The sequence below is a fragment of the Thermopirellula anaerolimosa genome (assembly GCF_054657335.1).
The window spans coordinates 22,735-44,371 of record NZ_BAAHYX010000002.1; the positions used below are offsets into that span (position 1 = coordinate 22,735).

Genomic DNA, 21,637 nt, shown 5'->3' on the forward strand with positions numbered 1-21,637 from the left:
TGATAAACGCGTTCTATTCCCCGCGGAGTGCGACCCTATTCATGAAGGCGCTCTGCTGGGACAGGGATGGTACCCGGCAAACGTGCGACATCGTCATGTTTTGCGATAATAGGGCGTCTCGACTCGTGGGAGCTTTGGCGGCTTCGGGAAGCGTAGTGCAGACAACCGGCGGGGTGGAGATAGGTGAAGTGGATCTGAACCAGGAGCCGTCCGCCGTACCCGATATTCGGGGCGGGCAGCGCCAGGAACCACCGAAGGCCGACCTACGATGGGTAGCCGCTTTACGGCCCGATGTGTACGTGTGCAGTACAAGCTTGGACCTCCTCAAGGTCATTATTGCCCGTAGCGCACAACGGGCTGCGACTCGCGCTTTACCGGCTTCACTCCCGGAATGGCAATACGTTAATCCGGCACAGCCCACGTGGGGTGTGCGGCACTATCGCACTGCAACGGCAGACAAGCGTGCCCTATCGATGTTGCAATGGGATCCAGAGGCCGTAGGGTTGGTCTTCTTTGGCGGCAACGATCCCGCGCCGTATTTCGCCTTGAGATACCTGTCTAACTCAGAATCGGGTGGCACCCGTATTCTGCGCATGCAGTGTGAGTGGTGGGGCATTCCCGTCGAGAGCGAATTGCGTCATCAGCTTCCGCCATGGCGTCCGAACGGGAATAAATGCTTTGAAAGCCGAATGCGAATAAATGTACCCCGGGATCAAGCGCAGGGTAGCCCCTTCACGGACTTGCCCATAGACGTCACGTGGTTTTTCAGTATGAGTTCTATGTACCTCCCCTGGCTGGGCTTTCCGTCACCAGCGGCGGGGGTTCCCGCGGTTATGATGCAGCGGTAATGAACGCACGGAGATCGTTATCGAGCACGTAACAACACGGCACGGCATCGGGCGGCATACGGGGCGCTTGCCCACCGCGCCGCTGACACACCGCTACGTAAACGCGTGGCGCCCCCGAGATGTTCCCGGACGAGATTTACAGCGCGGCTGGGCGCGTGCCGCTCTACAACCCCAGGAGAGAGATCGGCGCTGAAAGGGATCCGGGTGACCGCATTTGGCTCTTAGGCTCCTAACCCCAGGACATGCAGCTCCACCACCTCCGAGAGCGCAACCTATGGAGTCCCGCGGTGGGATTTGCCCTCAGCCGGCTCGCTGACGCTAGCCACGCTCTCCCAAAAGGAGAGGGCGAACCACCGTGTGCCATCCGTCACACGGAATTGCAGCCATCATTTTGATTGACACCCGCACGGCGGATTTGGTAGCCTGGACGTTGACGGACCACCTGAACACGGTGCGGGATATCGCCAAGTACGACCCCGGCACGGACACCACCACCGTGGTCAACCATTTGGTTTACGACGCCTTCGGCCGCGTCATGTCGGAGAGCAACCCGGCGGTGGACTCGCTCTTCCTCTTCACCGCCCGGCCGTTCGATGCCGACACCGGGCTGCAAAACAACCTCAACCGCTGGTACGACCCGGCCGTGGGAAGATGGCTGAGCGAGGATCCGATTCAAGCGGACGTCAATTTCTACCGCTACGTTGGCGACGACCCGGCCCGGTACATTGATCCGTCAGGGTTGGATGCGCCGGGTGGCTCAATGTGGTGCGAGGGCTATGCAAAGTGGGTGGCCGAACGGCAGAAGAAGGAACGCGAAGCCCGCGATAGAGAGTTTGAAGCGAACGCTGCAAAGCTTCGGCAGCAATTGCGCGGATGCTGCTCGCTACAGAGCGACCCTTGCAAGAAGGCGCAGTGTGAGAAGGATGCTGATGCTATCATTGCCGGTCTCAGGAAGGCGTATCGCAAAATCTATGACCGTGGAGGCCCAAGTCGCTTTTGCTACTTTGGTCCCGTATGCACCGATTGTGAGTTTGAGGTATTTCAAATCCTACGGAACGGGACGTACTTCGCATATACTACGGTCACCCACATCGGTCCCACTATTCCGGGAACAGATATAAGCGTGCCATTCACTGACCATGCTTGGGGTGAAATCAAATGCATGGCCACGGGGCAAGTGTACACCATTGACTTTTGGAAAGGGGGAACAGATTTCTGGCGCTATGGGCCGGACGCCTTTGGATGGAAACGTACAACCTGCTCGCCGCCTACCACGACTCGACCGAACATGCCCTCTCACCCCGTTGGCCCTGGTCCTTACATTGGCCCCTTCAATCTGTACTGAAAAGGAGGATACAGGAGGATCACCCCATGGAAACATCGCGGCTCTGCTTCTCATTCACATCCAGCAACGTTGAACGCTCCCCACTTGCGTGCGCCACGAGTGGCGCTAGAACAAACATCTTGCCGTTGTGTCGAAAAGTGTTCTTGCTGGCTGTGGTAGCACAGTCTTGTTTTCTTTCCGCGCTATTGTTATGCGCGGTTGGCATTGCGGGGTGTCGAGTTGGTGGCTTTGGTTGCGATGCGCGGTCAGCAGCCAGACGAGTACAGTGCGATAGCAATCTCCGCACGCTTTACGATGCGCTTCTGAAATACGTGTCACTACATGGCGATGTGCCTCGCGGGAAGGACGGAAAGGCATCGATTGATCCGCTGAATGACCCCAAGGTACAAGAGGAGCTTGGCATTGGTCCCTCAACATTGAGATGTCCCGCCGATAAGAATCCGTCGGGGCCATTCTATGTGCTCAATCCCGCCTTGATTGCTAGCGATTTGAGGGATGATTCGACGACCATAGTCGCGTGCGATCGCACTCCAAATCATGTCGGATTCATGGGCAACCCACTCAGGCTCGTGTTGCTGGGGGATGGTAGCAGGGTATGTATGTACGTTCCGCTGAAAGACCAGGAGGAGTGGCTTCGATTATTCCTGTCTGGTGACAAGCGCGCGTGCACCGTGTTGAGGAAGGAAGGCAACATGGGGAGCACGGGTCTCATGTGGTATGTAGGGAAAGATAAAGGATATGTGGGGAACGAGTGATCGCAAGGTCGTTGCCGGGCCGGCGGCGCCGCTAGCTCTTCCATGGGCATTGGCGTGACGCCACGCGTTCTTGGGGACAGAAAACGGGGACAGGTCCGATTAAGTGAAGATAGGTAGATTCACTGATTCACAGGCGCTTCGGACATCGCCGCCGAGGTACGAGTAGAGACGAAAGAGCAGCCGCCTACATCATCTGGAAAGGGGACGAGTGTAACTCCTGGGAGACGGGCCGAGGGCCAGCTGGGATCGCGCTTACAACGTCGGGCCTGCTTTTCTCCCACGACGCACTTGGCCGCGTCCTCACTCAGGCCGACCGGCTCGGTCACACGACACTTTACGTCTACGACAACCTCGGCCGCCTCACCAGCCAGACCGATGCGGCCGGCGCCAGCACCACCTATACCTATGACGCGGCCGGCAACCGCCTCTCGCTCACCGACCCGGAAGGCAACACCACCAGTTGGGTCTACGACTCGCTGGGCCGCTCTGTGGAAGAGACCAACGAACTGGGCTACACCCGCTCGTTCGTCTACAACGCCGGCGGGTACCTCGTCCGCCGGGTCGACCGCCTGGGCCGGGTCCGCCAGTTCCAGTTCGACAATCTCGGCCGCAACACCGCCGAAATCTGGTACAACAATGTGCAGGATGCCGACGCCGACCAGAACCGGCAGCGGACGATCGCCTTCACCTACGACGCGGCCGGGCAGATGCTCTCGGCCAGCGATCCGGACGCGGAGTACTCCTTCGTGTACGACGCCCTCGGCCGGGCGATCACCATCACCCACTCGCTGGCCGGCCTGACGCCCAGCATCACCTTCACCCAGGAGTACGACGCCGCGGGACGCCGCACCCGGCTGGCTGCCCGCATCAACGGCACCGACGACTTCGTAAACAACTATACCTACGACGCCCTGGGCCGGCTCATCCGCCTGACCCAAGGCGAACAGCCCGGCGGCAGGGACGTGGCCGAAAAACGGGTGGATTTCTCCTACGACGCCGCCGGCCGGCTCGCCGGCCTCACCCGCTACGCCGACCTGGCCGGCACCCAGCATGTGGCCCAAAGCGACTACGGCTACGACCAGACGGGCCGGCTGGTGGACCTCGTCCACTACCGCGGGCAGACCACGTTCGTCGACTACGGCTGGTCCTTCGACGCCGCCGGGCGGATGACGCAGTACGTCAACTCGGTGGACGGCACGGCCGACTATACCAGCGACGCCACCGGGCAACTGACCGCCGCCGACTACGACTACCAAAGCGACGAAAGCTACACCTACGACGCCAATGGCAACCGGGTGCTGGCCAACGGCAGCGCGTACACCACCGGTGCCAACAACCGGCTCCTCTCCGACGGCACCTACCGCTACCAGTACGATGCCGAGGGCAACCGCACGCACCGGTTCATCGACGCCAACCAGAACGGGCAGCTCGACAGCGGCGATACCGACATCACCCAGTACACCTGGGACCACCGCAACCGCCTGGTGAAAGTCGAACACCGCCCCGGCTACGCCGCGGCGGTGGACAAGGTGGTGGAGTATGCCTACGACTACGAGAACCGCTGGGTCCGCAAGCGGCTGGATGCCGACGGCGACGGGCATACCGACCAGCGGCGGATCTTCGCCTACGATGGCAACCAGATCATGCTGGACTTCTGGCGCAACAATTCCCAGGACCTCCAGGTCGGCCACCTGCGAGAGCGCTACCTGTGGGGTCCCGCGGTGGACCAGATTTTGGCCGAGGAGGCCGTTGACGGCGGGACGGCGGATTTGGTAGCCTGGACGTTGACGGATCACCTGAACACCGTGCGGGACATCGCCAAGTACGACCCGCTGACGGACACGACGACCGTGGTCAATCACCTGGTCTACGACGCCTTCGGCAAGGTGACGGCGGAGAGCAACCCGGCGGTGGATTCTCTCTTTCTTTTCACCGCCCGGCCGTTCGACACCGACACCGCCTTGCAGAACAACCTCAACCGCTGGTACGACCCGCGTGTCGGCCGTTGGCTGAGCGAGGACCCGATCGGGTTTGAGGCCGGGGATGGAAATCTTTACAGATACATCCAAAATTCCCCAATGAACTTCACCGATGCGAGTGGGTTGCGCGGACCTGTCGCACCTCCTTTGCCCGTGCGCCCCGGCCCGTCGCCAGTGCGACCGGGCGTCCGTCCGGGATGGCCTTTGCCGCGACCTAGGCCTACCCCGCCAGGCCTGCCCGACATAAACTGGCCGCCTTCGTATCCTCCGTCAAGCTCCGCGGATCGTCCTGCATATACCCCTCTGCCGCCGGGGTTTCCGGAAGGGCCTGGTCCGTGGTTACAGCCGATGCCCGGAACGCCAGAATGGGAGGCGTACGCCCGGAGATGCTGGAACGTCTATAACCGCAGGATCGACTGCGCAACAATTCACGACGCGTTCTATAAGCCGCTCGAGCGTTTGGGTGGGAACTTTCGGGACGAATGCGACTGCGCCAAGGTCGCTCGCAAGTGCAGTGCCATCTACTGGGAGGTCCAAGGGCGAAAATGGTGGCTCGACCTGCGCTGTGACTACGTGATGCCCGGCAGCATCAAAGAAGGTCCGGAGGAACAGGAACAGGGTCATCGCCAACAGGTTGCGGGGAAAGAACGAGCACTGCAAAAGTGCTGGGACCACTACCGCCGGCTCGGCTGTGGCGAACCGCCCCCACCGAGGCCTTATTGGGAACTGCTAGGTAGGGATCCCTTTAATCCCTTGGGCCCGTTTGGGCTACCCAAAAATTGGTAATAAGACTTTACTGATATAATCATCCGCAGGGGCCGGGTCAGTACTACTTGTTTCAGACTGAGCTGAGCTACATTTGCCTGGGCCGTGAGCGCGTCGAGATGGGAGACAGTCTATGAGTAGCTTAACTCCGCAACCCAACCGACCGTGGTTTAATGTCGATCCGCAACGGGTGGACGCCGACTACCTGGCCTTTCTGGCCGAACGGGTGCCAAAGGATTTGGTGGAGCAGTTGCACGGCGATGGGCAGCCTGAAATTGATTTGGACCGGATTCCGCCTGCCAGTTTGGTAGAACCGCTTTCCTCGGGTGTTTTTCCCCGAGATGAAAAGGAACGCCGGGAGCTCGAACAACTCCTTTGGCACATGGTCTTTTACTATCTAATTGACGAGGAGAAGGGCACGATCGTAGACCCATACAAGCTGGTTTACGCCATGTCGCTGTATCTGCACTGCTACATACTGGGCGGAAAAGACCCCCCGCCGGACGTTTATCTGGATGCTTTGCGACTCTTGGTCACTGCTTGCGCAAAATTAGATTTCCAGACGCGGCTCCACGTCTGCCGATTCCTTGGGTCGCGAATAACCATGCTTCCGCCGGACCCGTGGGATGCTGTGGGCGCAGTGTCGGGGTTGGTGTGGGCCATAGCGGTCGTGCTTGGGAGCCTTGTGGAGGATTTGGCTGTTTTCGCGGAGGCCGCGGCCAGGGAAGAGGCGATTGAGCAAAAGTGGCATCCGGACGAATTTGCCCGCCCTGAGACACCGAAACGGAAAGACCGGTTGCTGAGGGAGCTATACGGCCCAAGTGGAAGGGTGCGCCAGGCGGCGGACCGATTGCTTACGGCCCTAGGGGGACCCCGCAACGGCGACACGGGAACCCGGGATACACCTTCGTAGGCGGCAAGTTCCCGTGGCATCGCGCGCAGTTATTGCGCAGTATCTGGATGCGGGGGGAACATACGCAAACCGACAGCGGGGGCGGGGACATCACCCAGTACACCTGGGACCACCGCAACCGCCTGGTGAAAGTCGAACACCGCGCAAGCTACGCCGCGGCGGTGGACAAGGTGGTGGAGTATGCCTACGACTACCAGAACCGCTGGGTCCGCAAGCGGCTGGACGCCGACCGCGACGGGCATACCGACCAGCGGCGCCTGTTCGCCTACGACGGCAACCAGATCGTGATGGACTTCTGGCGGGCCAACTCGGGGGATCTAGAGATTGGCCACCTGCGCGAGCGCTACCTGTGGGGCCCGGCGGTGGATCAGATTCTGGCCGAGGAAGAAGTTGACGGCGGGACGGCGGATTTGGTAGCCTGGACGCTGACGGATCACCTGAACACCGTGCGGGACATCGCCAAGTACGACCCGCTGACGGACACGACGACCGTGGTCAATCACCTGGTCTATGACGCCTTCGGCCGCGTCACGCCGATGGCGAGCCGCCGGCGTGAGCCGGCGGTGGATAGTCTCTTCCTCTTCACCGCCCGGCCGTTCGACGCCGACACCGGCCTGCAAAACAACCTGCACCGCTGGTACGCCCCGGCCGTGGGAAGGTGGCTCAGCGAGGATCCGATCGGCTATGACGCGGGTGACGGGAATTTGTATCGGTATGTTTGTAACACCGTCCTCCTAGCACTGGATCCAACGGGTAGAATCAGCACATTAACGGGTTGCCTGAAGAGCCCTGCGGCTCTTTGGTGCTGTATCGAAACTGGCGTTATTAACAAGGGACAGGTCGTCAAGCATATTAGAAACTTGGGACAGGACCGTGTTGTGAACCTTCTGATAAGATGGGGTGGAAAGGTAGTACAGGGTGGTGGAAAAGGTAGTCATGTGAAAGTAATTGTGGAGAACGAGCCTTTTATAATCCCAAAAGAGATAAGCATTGGTGTTGCTCAACAGATTGTAAACAAAATGCTAAACCTTCAATGATTTATAGCGGTTTGCTTATGGCCGATTACGCTTACACGCTGGAGTTTTTTCCCGGTATCACAAGAGAGACCATCGATCGATTCATAGACGACCTTATGGCAGAGGCAGAATCAAAGGGGATCATCGCTGGTGGTGGATATAACAGAAAGTGCGCAGACCTCGCTTTTAGCGTCGAATCTCCCGGGAGAAGCGGCGTCGAGACTATAAACCGTATCATTATGGCGGTAAATGACCGTTATCATTGTGTCCGACAATGGAAGGAGAGGCCTGTAGAGGTAGAGAGTTGAAGGTGTCCGGGAAGTGAGTTGATGTAACGCGCGTCAATCGGTTCGAGACAAGTGCGGTACCGAATTAGGCTCTGTCTGAAAACCGCAATTGCGGGGTTGCAAACACAGCTAATGATGATGGGCAGTCGAAGAGCTTGTCAGTGGGGCCGAGTATGTCCACGAAGCGAGATGGATGATGTTGCGCCGCCTGTTGACGGATGAACGCTGGGATTTGATCAAGGATATGTTCGATCAGACGGCTGCTACGGGGCAGCGGTGGACTGGGTGATTCGGTATTCGTACGACCATGAGAACCGCCTGGTGCGGCGGCGGATGGATGCCAACGGCGACGGTGACTACGAACAGAAACGAGTCTTCGCCTACGACGGCAACCAGGTGGTTTTGGACTTCCAGCATAGCGGCGCAGGGAACGTAGCGGCCTCGGACCTTCGCTGGCGTTACCTCTGGGGACCGGCGGTGGACCAGATTTTGGCCGAGGAAAATGTTGACAATGGGGCTGATGAAACAGTACAGTGGACCGTGACGGACCACTTGAACACGGTCCGGGACATCGCCAAGTACGATTCGGGCAGCGATATGACCACTGTGGTCAATCACCTCATCTATGACGCCTTTGGCCGGGTGACGGCCGAGAGCAACCCGGCGATAGATACTCTGTTCTTATTCACGGGTAGACCTTTTGATACTCACACCGGCCTGCAAAACAACCTTAACCGCTGGTACGATCCTGCGGTCGGCCGCTGGCTGAGCGAGGACCCGATTGGCTTTGCGGGTGGCGATTCGAATTTGTATCGGTATGTGGGGCATCGAGTAACCTCGCTAACCGATGCAGTTGGCGAGGATGTGCATCATCCGTATCCTCTTTACCTCGGAGGAAGTCCACAGCAACCCTGCATTGTTCTATCGCCAGACCAACACCGAATTGCGACGGAATATTTCCGGAAGGCGATTGGATACGGTGAAGAGGGCCGGCTTAAATGGGCCAATTTTTCGCCTGCTGAACAGCGATTGCATATCATCAAGGCTCTAAAAGAGGCGGGGGTCCCGGACGATGTCATCCAGCAGCACATAGATGAAATCATGCGAGGAGCGAAACCAGGTGTCAAGATGCCGCGCATTCGCCCAACGAGGATTATTGGTGCCGGTGCCGCCTTATCGGCGGTTTTCATCGTTTTAACAGATGCAGGTACGGCTCAGGCTGCCGAGATTTCCTGGGATTGGCGTGACACGCCATTTCTATCTGACCTTGATAAATGCGCCTGTGAATGTGCACGGTTTCGATATGTGGTGATTATTCCCTCTTGGTGGAATATTTTCTATTCGGAAGAAAGAGGGATGGCTACGCGAGTTTCCAATTGGGTGCATCTAGGCGTGACAACGAGAGCAGAATGCCGGAGCCTTGAAGGATATGAGCAGATCGTTGGCGAAGAACATTTTATTGGCTTTACGGTGTACAACATTGAGACCACTATCTGCCGATTCGGTGACAGGATTGGAGATATTCGCTGAGGACATGAGTAATGGCCGATAAGGCCACAGCAGGAGGTCGTATCTCCCTAACACAACGAACGGTTCTGGAAGTTCAAGAGGTGACCCACTCATGCATGGAGGAAAAGGACAAAGCTCGTCCTCACGGCCAGTCGGGCTAGGCAAGTTGGCGAACTTGCCCGAGGAACTCAAGTTTTTAGCGGAGCCTGCGGCACGCTACCGCTTTGAATGTGAAGCACAGGTGCTTCGTTTTTTGGATCGCGCGACGGATGAGGAGATAGAGGAATTGGCGGAGTTGGCGGAACGTGTGCGGCTGGAGCGATTGTACCCCAAGGTCTTAAGGTTATTGGACAATGAACTCGCACTCGATGAAACCTGGGAAGGAATGTGGCTTTATTTGCTCTTCGGCGCAATGGATTATGCCGATCTTAAATTCCATGACTCTTATGGCGATGATCGGGATATCGAGGAACTCTTTGGCTGTTCTGTCGAGGAGTACAATAGAAGAGTGCACTTCTGTTTCGTAGGGCCACCCGAATCTGGCCCCCCCGACGTCGATGCCCAATTGCATTGTTACAAGTATTTTATTTCGTTTCGGAAGTGCCCTCCTGCTGTAATAGTTGACAGCTTTATACACGATCTTCAGAATGCACTTGAGTCATTGGGTTTTATTTTCGGCGCTCAATACACCACGCTTACCGCGGACGTGCAAGTGTATGACAAATCTGGTGACCAGATGGTGGCGAAGGTGATCGAAGAGGTGATTATGAGCATAACCAAACGGTATAACTGTGTAAGAGAGTGGCGGCGTTGTTAGACATCTGAAACGTGGAATGTACCGTGATGAACGGGACGTTGCCAAAGTAGTAAGGCACTCCCGCAAAAACTGACGCCGATCAGGAGAGTAGCTTCGTGCCTTCGGAGCGAGATATATCGAAGGAACTCATGCACAGCCCGCTACCGATCGGTATAATGCTCCACTATTTGGGACCAACGGGAGCGAGAGATACGAAAGGGAAAGGCGCACTGCGGATCTGTACAATACATGCCAGTGAACTAGCTCAATACGCTCCGGGACATTGCCAAGTCCGACTCGGGCGGTGATATGACCACCGTGGTCAACCACCTCATCTACGGCACCTTTGGCCGGGTGACGGCCGCGAGCAATTCGGCCGCGGACTCGCTGTTCCTCTTCACCGGTCGGCCCTTCGACCCCGACACCGGCCTCCAGAACAACCTCCACCGCTGGTACGATCCTTCCGTCGGCCGGTGGACAAGCGGGGACCCGATTGGCTATAAGGGCCAGGATCTCAACCTCTATCGGTATGTGCAAAACTCCCCCCTTGAGCGATTAGACCCTGTTGGGCTGAAGATAATATGCTGTGGCGGCGAAGCCCTCACAGCGATCCGACTTCTTGGCTTTCGCAACGCTTGGACAGCGAACCGACTTGCGAGCGAAGCGCTGGAAGAGGCACGACGAATTGCGCCGACCTTGCCGGGTGGGTTGGCAGGACTACATAACGGGGCTGCCGATGCTTTTCGTCACTGTTATTGGTCCTGTCGGATGGCCGAAGAGATGGGGTCCAGCTACGCGCTCACGGCTGGGAGTATCCACGAGGACTGCGCATCGAATCAGCCTCCCGGTGAGGAAGCCATGGATAGGAAGAACAACGCGATTGGCGTACAATTGGCTCGTCGGCACAATTGCAGCGACGATTGTGCTAAGTTCGCGCGAGACGGAACTCTCCAGACCGCGCCCGGCGGAAGTCCACCACAAGGAGGTTACTTTATTCCCCCGGTATATTGAAACGGCATCCGCGTAACGAATTACAGGAGTACCTCTGTAGCACGAAGCGCAGCATCCGCAAGCGACCGGAGGCGGTATTCATGGAGAAGAAATTGTACCCGTCTGCTGGGACAAGCAGAGCCATTTTTCGCACCACTGTCCTGTGCGTATTGTGTGTGCTCACCGCGCTGCTAATTGCCTTCTGGGCTACGAGAGGTGTCGAAGTGGTTATCTGCAACAAGACCGGCGAGGAACTTCAGAGCGTCCGAATTGAGTTTACCGGTGGCACGAAGACGGTGCCCACGATTGAGCCTGACGGGGTGTTCAGAACGAGGATAACGCCGGCAGGCGAATCGCATTTGGAGCTTACATACACGCATGTGTCGGGCAAGGAGTTCAGCAAAGCAATTGGCGTGTACTTTGAGCCGGGGTACGGTGGTGCAGTTTTCATTGAGCTTCTCCCAAACCGAGCGTTGCGTTTCGAGGACAACATACGGCTACCTCGCTGGTGGTAGCCGCCTACAGCAAACAACCAGGTTGCGTACTGCGTGGGTGACCATTGCGAGCGGTGTCAACGAGCGCGGCGAATTGACCCACTTTGTACGATTGAGAACTGCCCCACCCAGTCGAGTAGGTTAGGTAGCCTGTGCGTGACAATGGCGACGGGCGCCGGGTGGCGCTGCCGGCTTGACCAGCAGTGTGGTGGTGAGCTTGCGAAAGAAAACCGCAGCCACCAGTTCGTCGACACGAACGAAAACGGCCAGCTCGATGCCGGCGACACCGACATCACCCAGTACACTTGGGACCACCGCAATCGGCTGGTCAAGGTGGAGCATCGGGCCAGTTACGCCGCGGCGGTGGACCGGGTGATCGAGAACGCCTACGACTACGCCAACCGCTGGGTCCGCCGGCGTCTGGATAGCGACGGCGATGGCCATACGGATAAGCGGCGCGTTCTCGCCTACGATGGCAACCAAATCGTCTTGGACTTCCGCCGGACCGGCTCCGGGCAGGTTCAGGCAGGCGACCTGGAGTGGCGGTATCTGTGGGGACCGGCGGTGGACCAGATTTTGGCCGAGGAAAACGTTGACAACGGCACTGATGAAACAATACAGTGGAACCTGACGGACCACTTGAACACGGTTCGGGATATTGCGAAGTATAATTCGGGCAGTGACATGACCACTGTGGTCAATCACCTCATCTACGACGCCTTTGGCCGGGTGACGGCCGAGACTAATTCGGCGGTTGATAGTCTGTTCTTATTCACGGGCCGAGCGTTCGATAGTCAGACCGAACTTCAAAACAACCTCAACCGCTGGTACGATCCTTCCGTCGGCCGCTAAATAACCGGCTAACTGATGCGACGTTTCCGCCTGCGGTGTTGGATCGAGCCGTCGATCTGATCGAGTTGTTGCTTCGGCGGTGACACGGCGCCTGTCCCACCGCCGTTCCGAGGAGCTGAGGCAGTTCAGGATGGTCCCACGCTCGCGTAGAATCAACCAGCTTGGGTTCACGGCAGGCCGCACAAAGCGATCGGGGGTTTACAGCCTCGGTGATCGACGACGGCTAACCCGCAGGCAGGCAGTTCGAAGCCCTCTGGCTTGTTATGCATTTGCCGAACGGGACGTGAACTCCGTAACCGATTGAAACTTCTGGACTTACGACATCGACTCTCGCGCGAGTGGTTGCATAGAGAGTTGTGCACGGGGAGCCTTCAATCAAGTAGCGGAAAGGGGCTGCTCGGACGGTTGACTCTCCACGCCGGGGCACGGGTTGCGTCGGCGTTTCTTCGTGCGCTGGCGTAACTCTTTTCTGCCGAAGGCGTTACGGCGACCAGAGCGTTTCGGTCTGCGTTAACCAACCACTCTCCGGTTCGCTTAGTTCCGCTCGGGCAGCGAGCCGAACCTGCCAGGTTTCGATCGCACCCCGAACCGAACTTGCCGCGAACTCTCAGACTCTCCGCCCGGCCGGCCCGTCTTGGTTTACAACCGGGTTCGGTTCGGCCCCCGAGGCCAACGTTGTTCGAACGACAAGTTCCTGCCACAGCCTGCGCTGCGTGTGCCAATCCGGGACGGCGGCCAGTTCACGAAGATGACGTTCGGTGATCACATCGCGCCCGCGATGGGTGCAAGGTAGAAACAGCACCGCCTCTTGGATATCGGGGGCCAGGCAGAGCAGGTTCATGATCTGCGTCAACCTTGCTCGGCTCACGTGGCCTAGGCGGGCCAGCTCTGCTTGGTGCTTCACCACGCTCTTGCGGATGAGACCGTCGAAGCGGATGGCCAGGGCCATAAGCCGTGCGACCCGGGGCACGCGGCCGACAGGGGGCGTCGGGGCAGCCTCGCCTTGGCAAAGGTCTTTGCGGCCATATTTCGCGCGGCGGACATGGAACGGACGGGCAACGGTCAGTTTCTGGGTCATGCGGTCTCCTCCTGGCTGCAAACGCCGAGTTCTGCGGCCAGCGATTTGATCCCGGTGGGGCGAAACGTGATCGACACATTCCCGGCCGGGCCGTCGTAGTCGATTCGCTCGACGAGCAGGTTGAGAATCCGGGCCTGCTCGGCCGGGGCCAGCATACTCCACACCTGGTCGAACTCGGCCAGGGCCTTGGCCACCTCTTGTTCGTCCAGAAGATTGCCCGACAGCGCCGCCAGTTGTCCATCGATCTCGGTCAGCCGGCGTTCGGCAAGCCGCAAGCGTTCCTGCACGTCAGCCAGGCGGGCGAGGCGATCGCCGTCGTTTCCGGGCGAAGCGGCCAGACGCCGCAACAGCCCCTCGTCGTCGCGGCGTTGGCGCTTCAAGGCTTCGCGCTGGCTCTCCAAGTACTTGAGCGATTCCTCCGCCTGGCGCTGTGTCTCGGCCAACGTCGCGGCCACCAGTGCCGGGTCCCGGCCGATGCACTTGATCTCGTCGACGATGAACGCTTCGATCTGGCCGGCAGGGACCGACGGCGCCGGGCAGGACTGCCAGCCCCGCTGCTGGGCCTGCACGCAGACATAGTATCGATAGCGCCGCTGGCCCTTGGTCGTGTACGTCGGCGCCATGCCACACCCGCATGATGCACACCGAAGCAGACCCCGCAACAGCGCCCCGTGCTTATTCCGCACGCCGCCTCCCCGGCCATTCCGCTTCAATGCTGCCTGGACTTGCCGGAAGACCTCCTGATCGACGATGGCCTGGTGCTCGCCCTGGTGAAGCTGGCCCTTGTACCGGACCTTGCCGATGTAGGCCAAATTGGTAAGCAACTGGTACAGGCGATTCTTGGTCAGCGGCTGACCGCCACGGGCCGTGCCTCTCTTGGTGGTCCAGCGCTTGGTGGTCCAGCCGCGGCGGCCAAGCTCCTTGACGACCGGAAGCAGGGATTGGTGCTGCAAATACAGCTCGAAGACCTGCCGCACTCGCTCGGCCTCGTCTTCATTGACCACCAGCTTCGTGTCCACCACGTCGTAGCCGAGGATCGGCCGGCCGCCGACGTACTTCCCCTTGCGACGGGCCGCGGCCATCTTGTCGCGAGTCCGCTCGCTGATCATCTCCCGCTCGAACTGGGCGAAGGACAAGAGAACGTTGAGCACCAGCCGGCCCATCGACGTGGCCGTGTTGAACTGCTGGGTGACCGAGACGAACGAGACACGGCGCCGCTCGAATGTCTCCAATATCCTGGCGAAATCCAAGAGCGACCGGCTCAGCCGGTCCACCTTGTACACTACCACGCAATCGACCTTCCCTGCTTCGATGTCGGCCAAGAGGCGCTGCAAGGCCGGCCGGTCCATGGTGCCGCCCGAGTAGCCGCCGTCGTCGTAGCGGTCCGGCAGGCACTGCCAGCCCTCGTGCTGCTGGCTGGCGATGAATGCCTCGGCCGACTCCCGCTGAGCGTCCAGGGAGTTGAAGTCCTGGTCCAGCCCTTCTTCCGTGCTCTTGCGGGTATAGATCGCGCAGCGGACCGGCGGCGGCTGGGCTGCCGCGGCTGCCATTGGCCGGCTCATTGGGCACCTCCGCGCTTCGTAAGCCCGAAGAAGTGGTAGCCGTTCCAGCGGGCGCCCGTGATCGCCGTGGTCACGGCACTCAGCGACTTGTATAGCTGGCCCTCGTACTCGAAACCGTCCGGGAGGACTTTGACCTGGAGCACGCGCCCCTTGTACTGGCGCGTCAGTATGGTCCCGGCAGGCGGCAGGCGCGTTGGGCCCGAAAAGCGGGCCGGCAGGGTCACGGTCCGGTCCTGCCCGTCCGGAGAACGTTTTGGCAAGCGCGGTGCCGTCAGCCGCAGGTCGGCGTCGTTGGCCAGTTCCTCGGCCCGGCGCCGGGCCCGCTCGGACAGATCGCCTTCCTCGTTGGCCTGCAACCGCCAGGCGATGCGCTTCAGCAGCCACTGCTTGTTGCGGCTGCACGGCTGTTCGCCGAAAACCTCGGCGTACTTGGCTTGCAGCTCGCTGGGCGTCATGCGTTCCATGACGGCCAGCTCTTTAGCGATGTTCAGTGCCATGCGGTTCTCCTCGTCTTGGGACGCTCCAAACCGTCAACCAGCACGGACACTGAGCCTCGGGTCGCCGGGAAGATCAAGGTCTTTGTCGCCGGATTCTGGGATAGGCTTCGGCCCCGGCCTGCTGAACTCGGCAAGACAGATCCCGCACTTGCGCAAGCGAAGCACCCCGGCAGCCAGAATGCGGGCGATCTGGCAGAGCGGCCCCTGGGCCGGGAGTTCGCTGGGCGCGTTCAGTGAGGGCATCGATTATGTTCCTGGGGTGTTCAGAAAGCCCTGGGGCCCAGAGCGGAGCGGCCCCCTATTGGTTAACTACCCGGTCGCAGGCCGAGCTGACGGAGGATTCCCCCTGGGGAAGGAGGCCGGAGGCCCTGAAACCAACGCCATGACCTCGGAACTGGACATGGCGGTGGGGACGTATTTCGTTGTTCTGCAATTGGTTGCGGCCATGGTCCGGAGAAGGCTTGCATGCTGGTAGGAAGCGGATACAATCGGTTAAAGTGAACATGTGTACATATGACCCCTAAGCGCACAAGGAGAAAGATCAGGTGTCCCGGCAGTTTTCTATTCCCACCGTCCTGCGGATGGTCCCGAATCGCCTGCTGAAGGACTTCTTCCAGCGGCTCGGGCATGGCGATCTTGGCATTCCCTGGGACCAGCTCGGGGAACGGGAGATCGAGCCCGTGATCAAGACGCTCAGCGGGATGCCCCGCGCCGAGCAGGATCGGATCGAAGGCGAGATGCGCAGCGTATTCGACCTGGCCTGCGAGACCGGTTTGGGCGCTCTCTTCGAGGGGGCGGTGCGCTGCGGCGAGTGCAAGCTCTCCGAGGCGATGCCGGAGGAACTCGGCCCATACGGCAAATCCATGTGGGCCTGGCTCAACCGCCCGGAGGCCTTCGAAAAGGCGATGCTGATCCATCAGGTCGAGCATTTGAGCTGGTGGCGCAAGCGGAATGATCTGCCCAAGCGCGAGCCGGACATGGGTGCCGCAGCCAGGGCGCGGCTGGAGGAAGAGATCGCCTCCATGCTCACCTGGGAACAGGGTCGCGGCAAGGTTTGTACCGTGGAGACGCTGGAGCGCGGCGGGACGGTCTATTTCTTCGCCCACCCGGACGACTTCGTCCAGAACGTCACGGCGCACGACGAGGACGGGAAGCTCGCCCCCGCACTTTCCGCGCTACGTTTCCGATCGTGTTCGCCTACACGCAAGGCGAAGGGGCGCTGGAGCTGTACGCCAAGTTGCCGGCCAAGCTGAAGCGGCGGTTGGAGGAGATCTTCGCGCGGACCGTGCTTGGCCGGGAGCTGGGGCCGTGGAATCCGGAGGCGGCCTACGAGCTGGATCATTTGAAGGACCCGTCCTTCAAGCTCCAGACGGACCCGGAGGACTGCCTTCGGGTGCATATCTCCAAGATGCGTCTGGTGCCGAAGAACACCGGCCGCCGCATCTTCGTGGAAATCGACGATGATGACCCCGAGGATACTATCCACAGGACGATCGAGGAGTGCCTGAACCAAGAGCGGCTGCCGCTGTCGGAGGTCTGGGTGAACCTGGTGACATTCTGTTTCGAGTTCCTCCCTATGGAGGGCAGGAGGCCGGGGCGACTGACTTTCGACGTGGGGTTTCCCAGCTCGTGCAGTTTGCGCAGCGCCAGGCCGGAGCGGGTCGAACTGGTCGAGAAGTACCTGGAGCGCTGGGAGATCGATCGTGCGGGACGTGCTACCGTCGATCTTGCGGCGGTTGGAGATTGAGCCGCCGGTGTTCCACTGCCGGGAAATCCGGGCATTCGGATCGTGCTTGGAACTGCTGGTCCGGCTTGGCGTGCTGCGCGAGATGGCTGCGGCCGGCAGTGCCTGCTGCCCGGACTGCCAGTTCGGCCCGCAGCGCCGCGTCGAGTACGTTGCCGACAGCAAGACGCACGCCAGGCACGGCTACATCCATTGCCCGCAGTGCGGCATCGTCGAGGTGGCGTGGGATAGCCTGAGGCGGTGGCGGGGCGACCCGGCCGGCTTTCTGGCCGCGGCCTTCAGCGGCGCCGGCGTCTCCGGGCCGGCAACCGAGCTCATACCGGGACGGCTATGGCGCGTCGGCAAGGTCACCTGGGCAGGGCGCCGGCGCGAAGTGTACTTCGCCCGATGTTATCGCCGCGACGATGGCGACACCCTGGTGGCAGAAATGTCCCGGCGTCCGAAGGCGATTCTGTTCACGGCCACGGAGGCGGCTGCCCGGCGATGGGCCGGGGCGGTGGAGAACCTGGTGATCGCGCTGGAGTCGGCGCTTTCTCTGGACAGCGGAAACATCTGCTTCGATGTGGAATACGTGGAAGGCCGTTTGGTCGATGCGGGCCTGACGTGCACTGCAAGACCCCAGCGCCCGAAGCGGAAACGCGCCGAGCGGGCGGCCAAGATTGAGGCACTGGAGAAGGAATTGATCGCCCACCTGCGTGCGGCCCGGGACCACGCCTATGCGACGAGGGACCGTGCCGGCACCCCGGACCTGCTGCCGCGTCCAAGCCAGAAGCAGTTGGCCGAGCGTACCGGCCTGACCGAGGCTGACGTGAGCCGGTGCCTGAGGGACCGGGATGCCCGCGAACTGCGGTTGTATTGGCAGACGGCCCAGGACTTGGAGGCTATCATGAGGTGGAAGACCCCGGCGGGCAGCCGGGGGCGATCTTGACCGGTTGCAGTTGCACCGATTTCGTGCAACTGCAAGAGCGGTTTTCCGGCGTTATATCCTCCTGCGGCACCGCCAGTTGCGCGATGCCGCAGGATTTTTTTGCGCACTTGCTGCAAGCCCCGCGGGGGGTGACGCCGTGCATCGGGCACGGCGGGAAATCACCCACGTTGAGGAGTTTGCAGTATGACCAGTGCAAACAATCTGCACCCCCGTTCCGGCTTACCCGCCCAGCCAGGCACCGAGCCGGTCCTCGACAGCTTCGCCGAATGGCTCATCCGCCGCAAAGCACGCCAACTGGCCCGGCTGCCCGGGTTCACCCGGAGCGACCGCGAGGACATCGAGCAAGAGCTTCGCCTGAAGCTGCTCAAGCACTTGGCCAGCTACGATCCCCAACAGGGGCGCCGGCAGGCCTTCGTGACCGCCCTGGTCGAACGGCAAGCAGCGAATCTGCTGCGGGCCAAGTGGGCCGAAAAACGCGATCACCGCAGCGTCCGCTCGCTGAGCATGGTAGTCGCAGAGGACGAAGAGGAAGGCCCCGTCGAACTGGCCGAAACGATCAGCCAGCGGCACTTGGACGCACGCCTCGGGCGTGCCACGCGCGAGGAGCACGAGTTGGCCGAACTCGTGATGGATGTCCGCGATGTGATCGCCGGCTTGCCGCCCGAGCTGGGCGAACTGGCCCAGCGGCTGAAGACGGACAGCCTGTCCCAGATCGCCCGCGATCTGGGCGTGCCGCGCACCACGCTGGCCGATCGGGTGCGGAAGCTGCGGCGCTGCTTCGAGCAGGCCGGACTGCGAGACTACTTGTGAAATCTCTTCCGTCAATTCGCCTCGTGACCGGGTAGTTAACCAATAGGGGACCGCGCGGTCCACGACGAGGCACGCCCAAGCGTCTTCGCCGGATCGACGGAAGTTCGCTTCGGCGAAGACGCCTTCTCGCTCGGTGCGGTCGCCCGCTGACGCACCCCCATGCCTATGGGCACATGGAGATAGCACGATGACGGTCGCCGATTCGTTCTTGATCCGCGAACCGGCCGAAGTGTACCAGGCCAAGGCCTCGGAGTACCTCACGAGCCACCAGCTTGCCGACTTCCGCCGATGCCCGGTGCTGTACCGCAAGAAGAAGCTGGGCCTGATCGAGGACGAGGACCGGCCGGCATACCTGGTGGGCCGGGCGCTGCACACGCTGGTGCTGGAAGGCAGGGACGCCTTTGAGGAGCAGTACGCCGTCGGCGGGCCCGTCAATCCGAAGACCGGCGAACCCTACGGTTCCAATACCAAGGCGTTTGCCGAGTGGGCTGCCCAGCAGGGCAAACCTGTGCTCACCGTGCAGCAGCACGACCTAGTTGAGCGCATGGCCGAAGGGGTTCGTGGGCACCAATTGGCCTGCGACCTGCTTTCGGAAGGCGTTCCTGAGGGCGTCGTGCGTGCCGAGTACTGCCAGATGCCGTGCCAGATCCGCATGGACTGGTTCGACCCGCTTCGGGGGATCGTGGACCTGAAGACCTGCGACGACCTGGACTGGTTCGAGGCCGACGCCCGGCGCTACGGATACGTCCACCAGGTGGGGTTCTACCAGGCCGTGCTCTCGCAAACGATCGCCTTGCCTATGCCGGTCTACTTCATCGCTGTGGAGAAGAAGGAGCCGTACCGCTCGGGCGTCTGGCGGGTCCACGAGGATGTCCTGGCCCAGGCGCGGCGCGACAACGAGGCAGCCATCGAACGTTTGCGGCGGTGTATGGCCAGCGATACATGGCAGACAGGTTATGAATCCCTTCGGCTTTTCGACTCGATTTGACACGTCTGGACCTGGCACGGTGGGGCTAGGCGAGGCGAGGCTGGGCCGGGCGTGGCTTGGCGAGGCTGGGTATGGCATGGCTTGGCTGCCCGCATGACCGCCGGTCGCCTGTCGGGTCTTTTGAAGCCATGTAGGCATGTCATGGATGAGGATCGCTGCGTGCACCCGAAGGCGACCGGCCTTTTTTGAGCTTCGAGATTCCCTTTGCACGGGAGAGATTCGTTATGGCCTTACCCGATACCGTCCTGACCCAATCCCACCTCCGCGCCCCGAAGGGCATCGTTTTCGGACCGCCCGGTTCGGGCAAGACGACCTATGGGGCCTCGGCCGATCGGCCGCTCATCGTCGATTGCGAAAACGGCGCGGCCCATGTGCAGTGCCACCGCACGCCGTATCTGGCCACATGGCCGGAGATCGAGCCCTGGCTCGACGGCCTAGCCGCCGGCGGCCACGAGTACCAGACCGTGGTGATCGACTCGATCGACTGGCTCTTGCGGCGGATCGAGGAGCACGTGGCCGGGGTGGACGGCACGCCCGCCGGAATGAAGCAGACCCTGAACCGCTCGCACGGCGGCTACGGCAACGGCCGGCAAGTCTTGAAGAACTACGTCTACCAGTACCTGCTTCCGGTGCTGGATCGGCTGGTCAACGCGGGCGTGGCTGTGCTGCTTTTGGCCCATGCCGCCCGCCGCTCGATTACCACGATCGACGGGATCGAACTGGAGAAGTCCGCCCCGGAGATTCACCCCGACCTGGCCAACACGATGATCGAGTGGTCGGACTTCGTGGGGGCGATTCGCCTGGTGGGGCAGGAGCGGGAACTCGTCCTCTACGAGACGCCGCAACTGGTGGCCAAGAACCGCTATGGCATCGCGGAGAGCTTGCCCTTGTCCTGGCCGGCCTTCGTCGCGGCGATCAGCAACCACAACCTCAAGCCCCAAGGAGCCTGAAAGTATGGCCAATCTAGCTGGATTCGATGCTTCACAGGTGGAGCCCACCACCACGTTCGATCCCATCCCCGCCGGAAAATACCTGGCGATGATCACCGCCTCGGAGATGAAGCCGAACAAGGCGGGTACCGGCAGCTACCTGGAGCTGGTCTTCACGATCCTCGAGGGCGAGTACAAGGGCCGGCAGCTCTGGGCGCGGCTCAACCTGGACAACCCCAACGAACTGGCGGTGAAGATCGCCCGGGCTGAACTGTCGGCGATCTGCCGGGCAACCGGCGTTTTGACTCCACGAGACAGTTGCGAGCTACATGGCGTCCCTCTGACGGTCCGGGTGACCTGTAAGCGCCGTAGGGACACCGACGAGGTCGTCAACGTCATCAAAGGCTACGAGAAGCGAGACGCCGTGACCGGCCGACCGCAGCAGGCCCAGACGAGCACACCGCCGTGGCGGAGGCCGTGATAGCACGGGGCGCAGCAAGGCTGGGCGTGGCGAGGTCTGGTCAGGCAAGGCCTGGTCCGGTTTGGCGTGGC

20 protein-coding genes are annotated in these 21,637 nt (G+C 60.8%); 17 read left to right on the plus strand and 3 right to left on the minus strand.

Going from position 1 to position 21,637, the window contains the following annotated elements:
- Window positions 1-1,203 precede the first annotated feature (1,203 nt).
- From ACYQ6J_RS00320 to ACYQ6J_RS00365, 10 genes are all read left to right on the plus strand, one after another.
- The gene (locus ACYQ6J_RS00320; protein WP_460182204.1) at window positions 1,204-2,193 is read left to right on the plus strand and encodes an RHS repeat domain-containing protein; all 990 of its coding nucleotides are present in this window, start codon (window positions 1,204-1,206) and stop codon (window positions 2,191-2,193) included.
- 26 nt (window positions 2,194-2,219) lie between these two features.
- Window positions 2,220-2,948, plus strand: a complete 729-nt coding sequence (locus tag ACYQ6J_RS00325; RefSeq protein WP_460182205.1) for a DUF1559 family PulG-like putative transporter — start codon at window positions 2,220-2,222, stop codon at window positions 2,946-2,948.
- Window positions 2,949-3,214: 266 nt separating this feature from the next.
- On the plus strand, window positions 3,215-5,713 hold the full coding sequence (locus ACYQ6J_RS00330; RefSeq protein ID WP_487248091.1) for an RHS repeat-associated core domain-containing protein: 2,499 nt from the start codon (window positions 3,215-3,217) through the stop codon (window positions 5,711-5,713).
- A 112-nt stretch (window positions 5,714-5,825) separates the two neighbouring features.
- Window positions 5,826-6,605 (plus strand): hypothetical protein, encoded by a 780-nt coding sequence (locus ACYQ6J_RS00335; RefSeq protein ID WP_460182207.1) that lies wholly within the window; start codon window positions 5,826-5,828, stop codon window positions 6,603-6,605.
- A gap of 47 nt (window positions 6,606-6,652) precedes the next feature.
- A complete protein-coding gene (locus ACYQ6J_RS00340; RefSeq protein WP_460182208.1) occupies window positions 6,653-7,642 on the plus strand; it encodes an RHS repeat domain-containing protein in 990 nt (329 codons plus the stop codon).
- A gap of 542 nt (window positions 7,643-8,184) precedes the next feature.
- The gene (locus ACYQ6J_RS00345; RefSeq protein WP_460182209.1) at window positions 8,185-9,438 is read left to right on the plus strand and encodes an RHS repeat domain-containing protein; all 1,254 of its coding nucleotides are present in this window, start codon (window positions 8,185-8,187) and stop codon (window positions 9,436-9,438) included.
- Between the two features lie 154 nt (window positions 9,439-9,592).
- Window positions 9,593-10,234 carry a hypothetical protein gene (locus ACYQ6J_RS00350; RefSeq protein WP_460182210.1) on the plus strand — a complete coding sequence of 214 codons (642 nt, stop codon included), beginning with the start codon at window positions 9,593-9,595 and terminating at the stop codon, window positions 10,232-10,234.
- A gap of 288 nt (window positions 10,235-10,522) precedes the next feature.
- Entirely contained in the window at window positions 10,523-11,224 is a 702-nt protein-coding gene (locus tag ACYQ6J_RS00355; protein ID WP_460182211.1) for an RHS repeat-associated core domain-containing protein, read from the plus strand.
- 80 nt (window positions 11,225-11,304) lie between these two features.
- Window positions 11,305-11,718: a hypothetical protein gene (locus ACYQ6J_RS00360; protein WP_460182212.1), complete on the plus strand. Its 414-nt coding sequence runs from the start codon at window positions 11,305-11,307 to the stop codon at window positions 11,716-11,718.
- A 135-nt stretch (window positions 11,719-11,853) separates the two neighbouring features.
- Window positions 11,854-12,549 carry an RHS repeat-associated core domain-containing protein gene (locus ACYQ6J_RS00365; RefSeq protein WP_460182213.1) on the plus strand — a complete coding sequence of 232 codons (696 nt, stop codon included), beginning with the start codon at window positions 11,854-11,856 and terminating at the stop codon, window positions 12,547-12,549.
- A 607-nt stretch (window positions 12,550-13,156) separates the two neighbouring features.
- Here the strand turns inward: ACYQ6J_RS00365 and ACYQ6J_RS00370 are convergent.
- The 3 genes from ACYQ6J_RS00370 to ACYQ6J_RS00380 are packed head-to-tail and all read right to left on the minus strand — an operon-like array spanning window position 13,157 to window position 15,686.
- Window positions 13,157-13,627, minus strand: coding sequence for a hypothetical protein (locus tag ACYQ6J_RS00370; protein ID WP_460182214.1), 471 nt, complete (start codon window positions 13,625-13,627; stop codon window positions 13,157-13,159).
- A complete protein-coding gene (locus ACYQ6J_RS00375) occupies window positions 13,624-15,189 on the minus strand; it encodes a recombinase family protein (RefSeq protein ID WP_460182215.1) in 1,566 nt (521 codons plus the stop codon). Before ACYQ6J_RS00375 ends, ACYQ6J_RS00370 begins: the two co-directional genes overlap by 4 nt.
- Window positions 15,186-15,686, minus strand: coding sequence for a DUF2924 domain-containing protein (locus ACYQ6J_RS00380; RefSeq protein WP_460182216.1), 501 nt, complete (start codon window positions 15,684-15,686; stop codon window positions 15,186-15,188). The genes ACYQ6J_RS00375 and ACYQ6J_RS00380 overlap by 4 nt, the downstream gene beginning before the upstream one ends.
- Window positions 15,687-16,231: 545 nt before the next feature.
- Here ACYQ6J_RS00380 and ACYQ6J_RS00385 point away from each other — a divergent pair.
- The 7 genes from ACYQ6J_RS00385 (at window position 16,232) to ACYQ6J_RS00415 (ending at window position 21,566) form a co-directional block, all read left to right on the plus strand.
- A complete protein-coding gene (locus ACYQ6J_RS00385) occupies window positions 16,232-16,939 on the plus strand; it encodes a hypothetical protein (protein ID WP_460182217.1) in 708 nt (235 codons plus the stop codon).
- Window positions 16,876-17,433: a hypothetical protein gene (locus ACYQ6J_RS00390; RefSeq protein ID WP_460182218.1), complete on the plus strand. Its 558-nt coding sequence runs from the start codon at window positions 16,876-16,878 to the stop codon at window positions 17,431-17,433. The genes ACYQ6J_RS00385 and ACYQ6J_RS00390 overlap by 64 nt, the downstream gene beginning before the upstream one ends.
- A complete protein-coding gene (locus tag ACYQ6J_RS00395; protein ID WP_460182219.1) occupies window positions 17,390-18,358 on the plus strand; it encodes a hypothetical protein in 969 nt (322 codons plus the stop codon). The genes ACYQ6J_RS00390 and ACYQ6J_RS00395 overlap by 44 nt, the downstream gene beginning before the upstream one ends.
- Window positions 18,359-18,541: 183 nt before the next feature.
- The gene (locus ACYQ6J_RS00400) at window positions 18,542-19,168 is read left to right on the plus strand and encodes a sigma factor (RefSeq protein ID WP_460182220.1); all 627 of its coding nucleotides are present in this window, start codon (window positions 18,542-18,544) and stop codon (window positions 19,166-19,168) included.
- Between the two features lie 187 nt (window positions 19,169-19,355).
- Entirely contained in the window at window positions 19,356-20,156 is an 801-nt protein-coding gene (locus ACYQ6J_RS00405; RefSeq protein ID WP_460182221.1) for a PD-(D/E)XK nuclease-like domain-containing protein, read from the plus strand.
- A 224-nt stretch (window positions 20,157-20,380) separates the two neighbouring features.
- Entirely contained in the window at window positions 20,381-21,106 is a 726-nt protein-coding gene (locus ACYQ6J_RS00410; protein ID WP_460182222.1) for an ATP-binding protein, read from the plus strand.
- A gap of 4 nt (window positions 21,107-21,110) precedes the next feature.
- On the plus strand, window positions 21,111-21,566 hold the full coding sequence (locus ACYQ6J_RS00415; RefSeq protein ID WP_460182223.1) for a DUF669 domain-containing protein: 456 nt from the start codon (window positions 21,111-21,113) through the stop codon (window positions 21,564-21,566).
- Window positions 21,567-21,637: the final 71 nt, after the last annotated feature.

What these genes read in the sequence shown, in the direction of transcription:
- ACYQ6J_RS00325 (WP_460182205.1), top strand. Translation starts at nt 2,220, where the DNA reads ATGGAAACATCGCGGCTCTGCTTCTCATTCACATCCAGCAACGTTGAA.
- ACYQ6J_RS00335 (WP_460182207.1), top strand. Translation starts at nt 5,826, where the DNA reads ATGAGTAGCTTAACTCCGCAACCCAACCGACCGTGGTTTAATGTCGAT.
- ACYQ6J_RS00340 (WP_460182208.1), top strand. Translation starts at nt 6,653, where the DNA reads ATGCGGGGGGAACATACGCAAACCGACAGCGGGGGCGGGGACATCACC.
- ACYQ6J_RS00355 (WP_460182211.1), top strand. Translation starts at nt 10,523, where the DNA reads ATGACCACCGTGGTCAACCACCTCATCTACGGCACCTTTGGCCGGGTG.
- ACYQ6J_RS00360 (WP_460182212.1), top strand. Translation starts at nt 11,305, where the DNA reads ATGGAGAAGAAATTGTACCCGTCTGCTGGGACAAGCAGAGCCATTTTT.
- ACYQ6J_RS00370 (WP_460182214.1), bottom strand. Translation starts at nt 13,627, where the DNA reads ATGACCCAGAAACTGACCGTTGCCCGTCCGTTCCATGTCCGCCGCGCG.
- ACYQ6J_RS00375 (WP_460182215.1), bottom strand. Translation starts at nt 15,189, where the DNA reads ATGAGCCGGCCAATGGCAGCCGCGGCAGCCCAGCCGCCGCCGGTCCGC.
- ACYQ6J_RS00380 (WP_460182216.1), bottom strand. Translation starts at nt 15,686, where the DNA reads ATGGCACTGAACATCGCTAAAGAGCTGGCCGTCATGGAACGCATGACG.
- ACYQ6J_RS00400 (WP_460182220.1), top strand. Translation starts at nt 18,542, where the DNA reads ATGACCAGTGCAAACAATCTGCACCCCCGTTCCGGCTTACCCGCCCAG.
- ACYQ6J_RS00405 (WP_460182221.1), top strand. Translation starts at nt 19,356, where the DNA reads ATGACGGTCGCCGATTCGTTCTTGATCCGCGAACCGGCCGAAGTGTAC.
- ACYQ6J_RS00410 (WP_460182222.1), top strand. Translation starts at nt 20,381, where the DNA reads ATGGCCTTACCCGATACCGTCCTGACCCAATCCCACCTCCGCGCCCCG.
- ACYQ6J_RS00415 (WP_460182223.1), top strand. Translation starts at nt 21,111, where the DNA reads ATGGCCAATCTAGCTGGATTCGATGCTTCACAGGTGGAGCCCACCACC.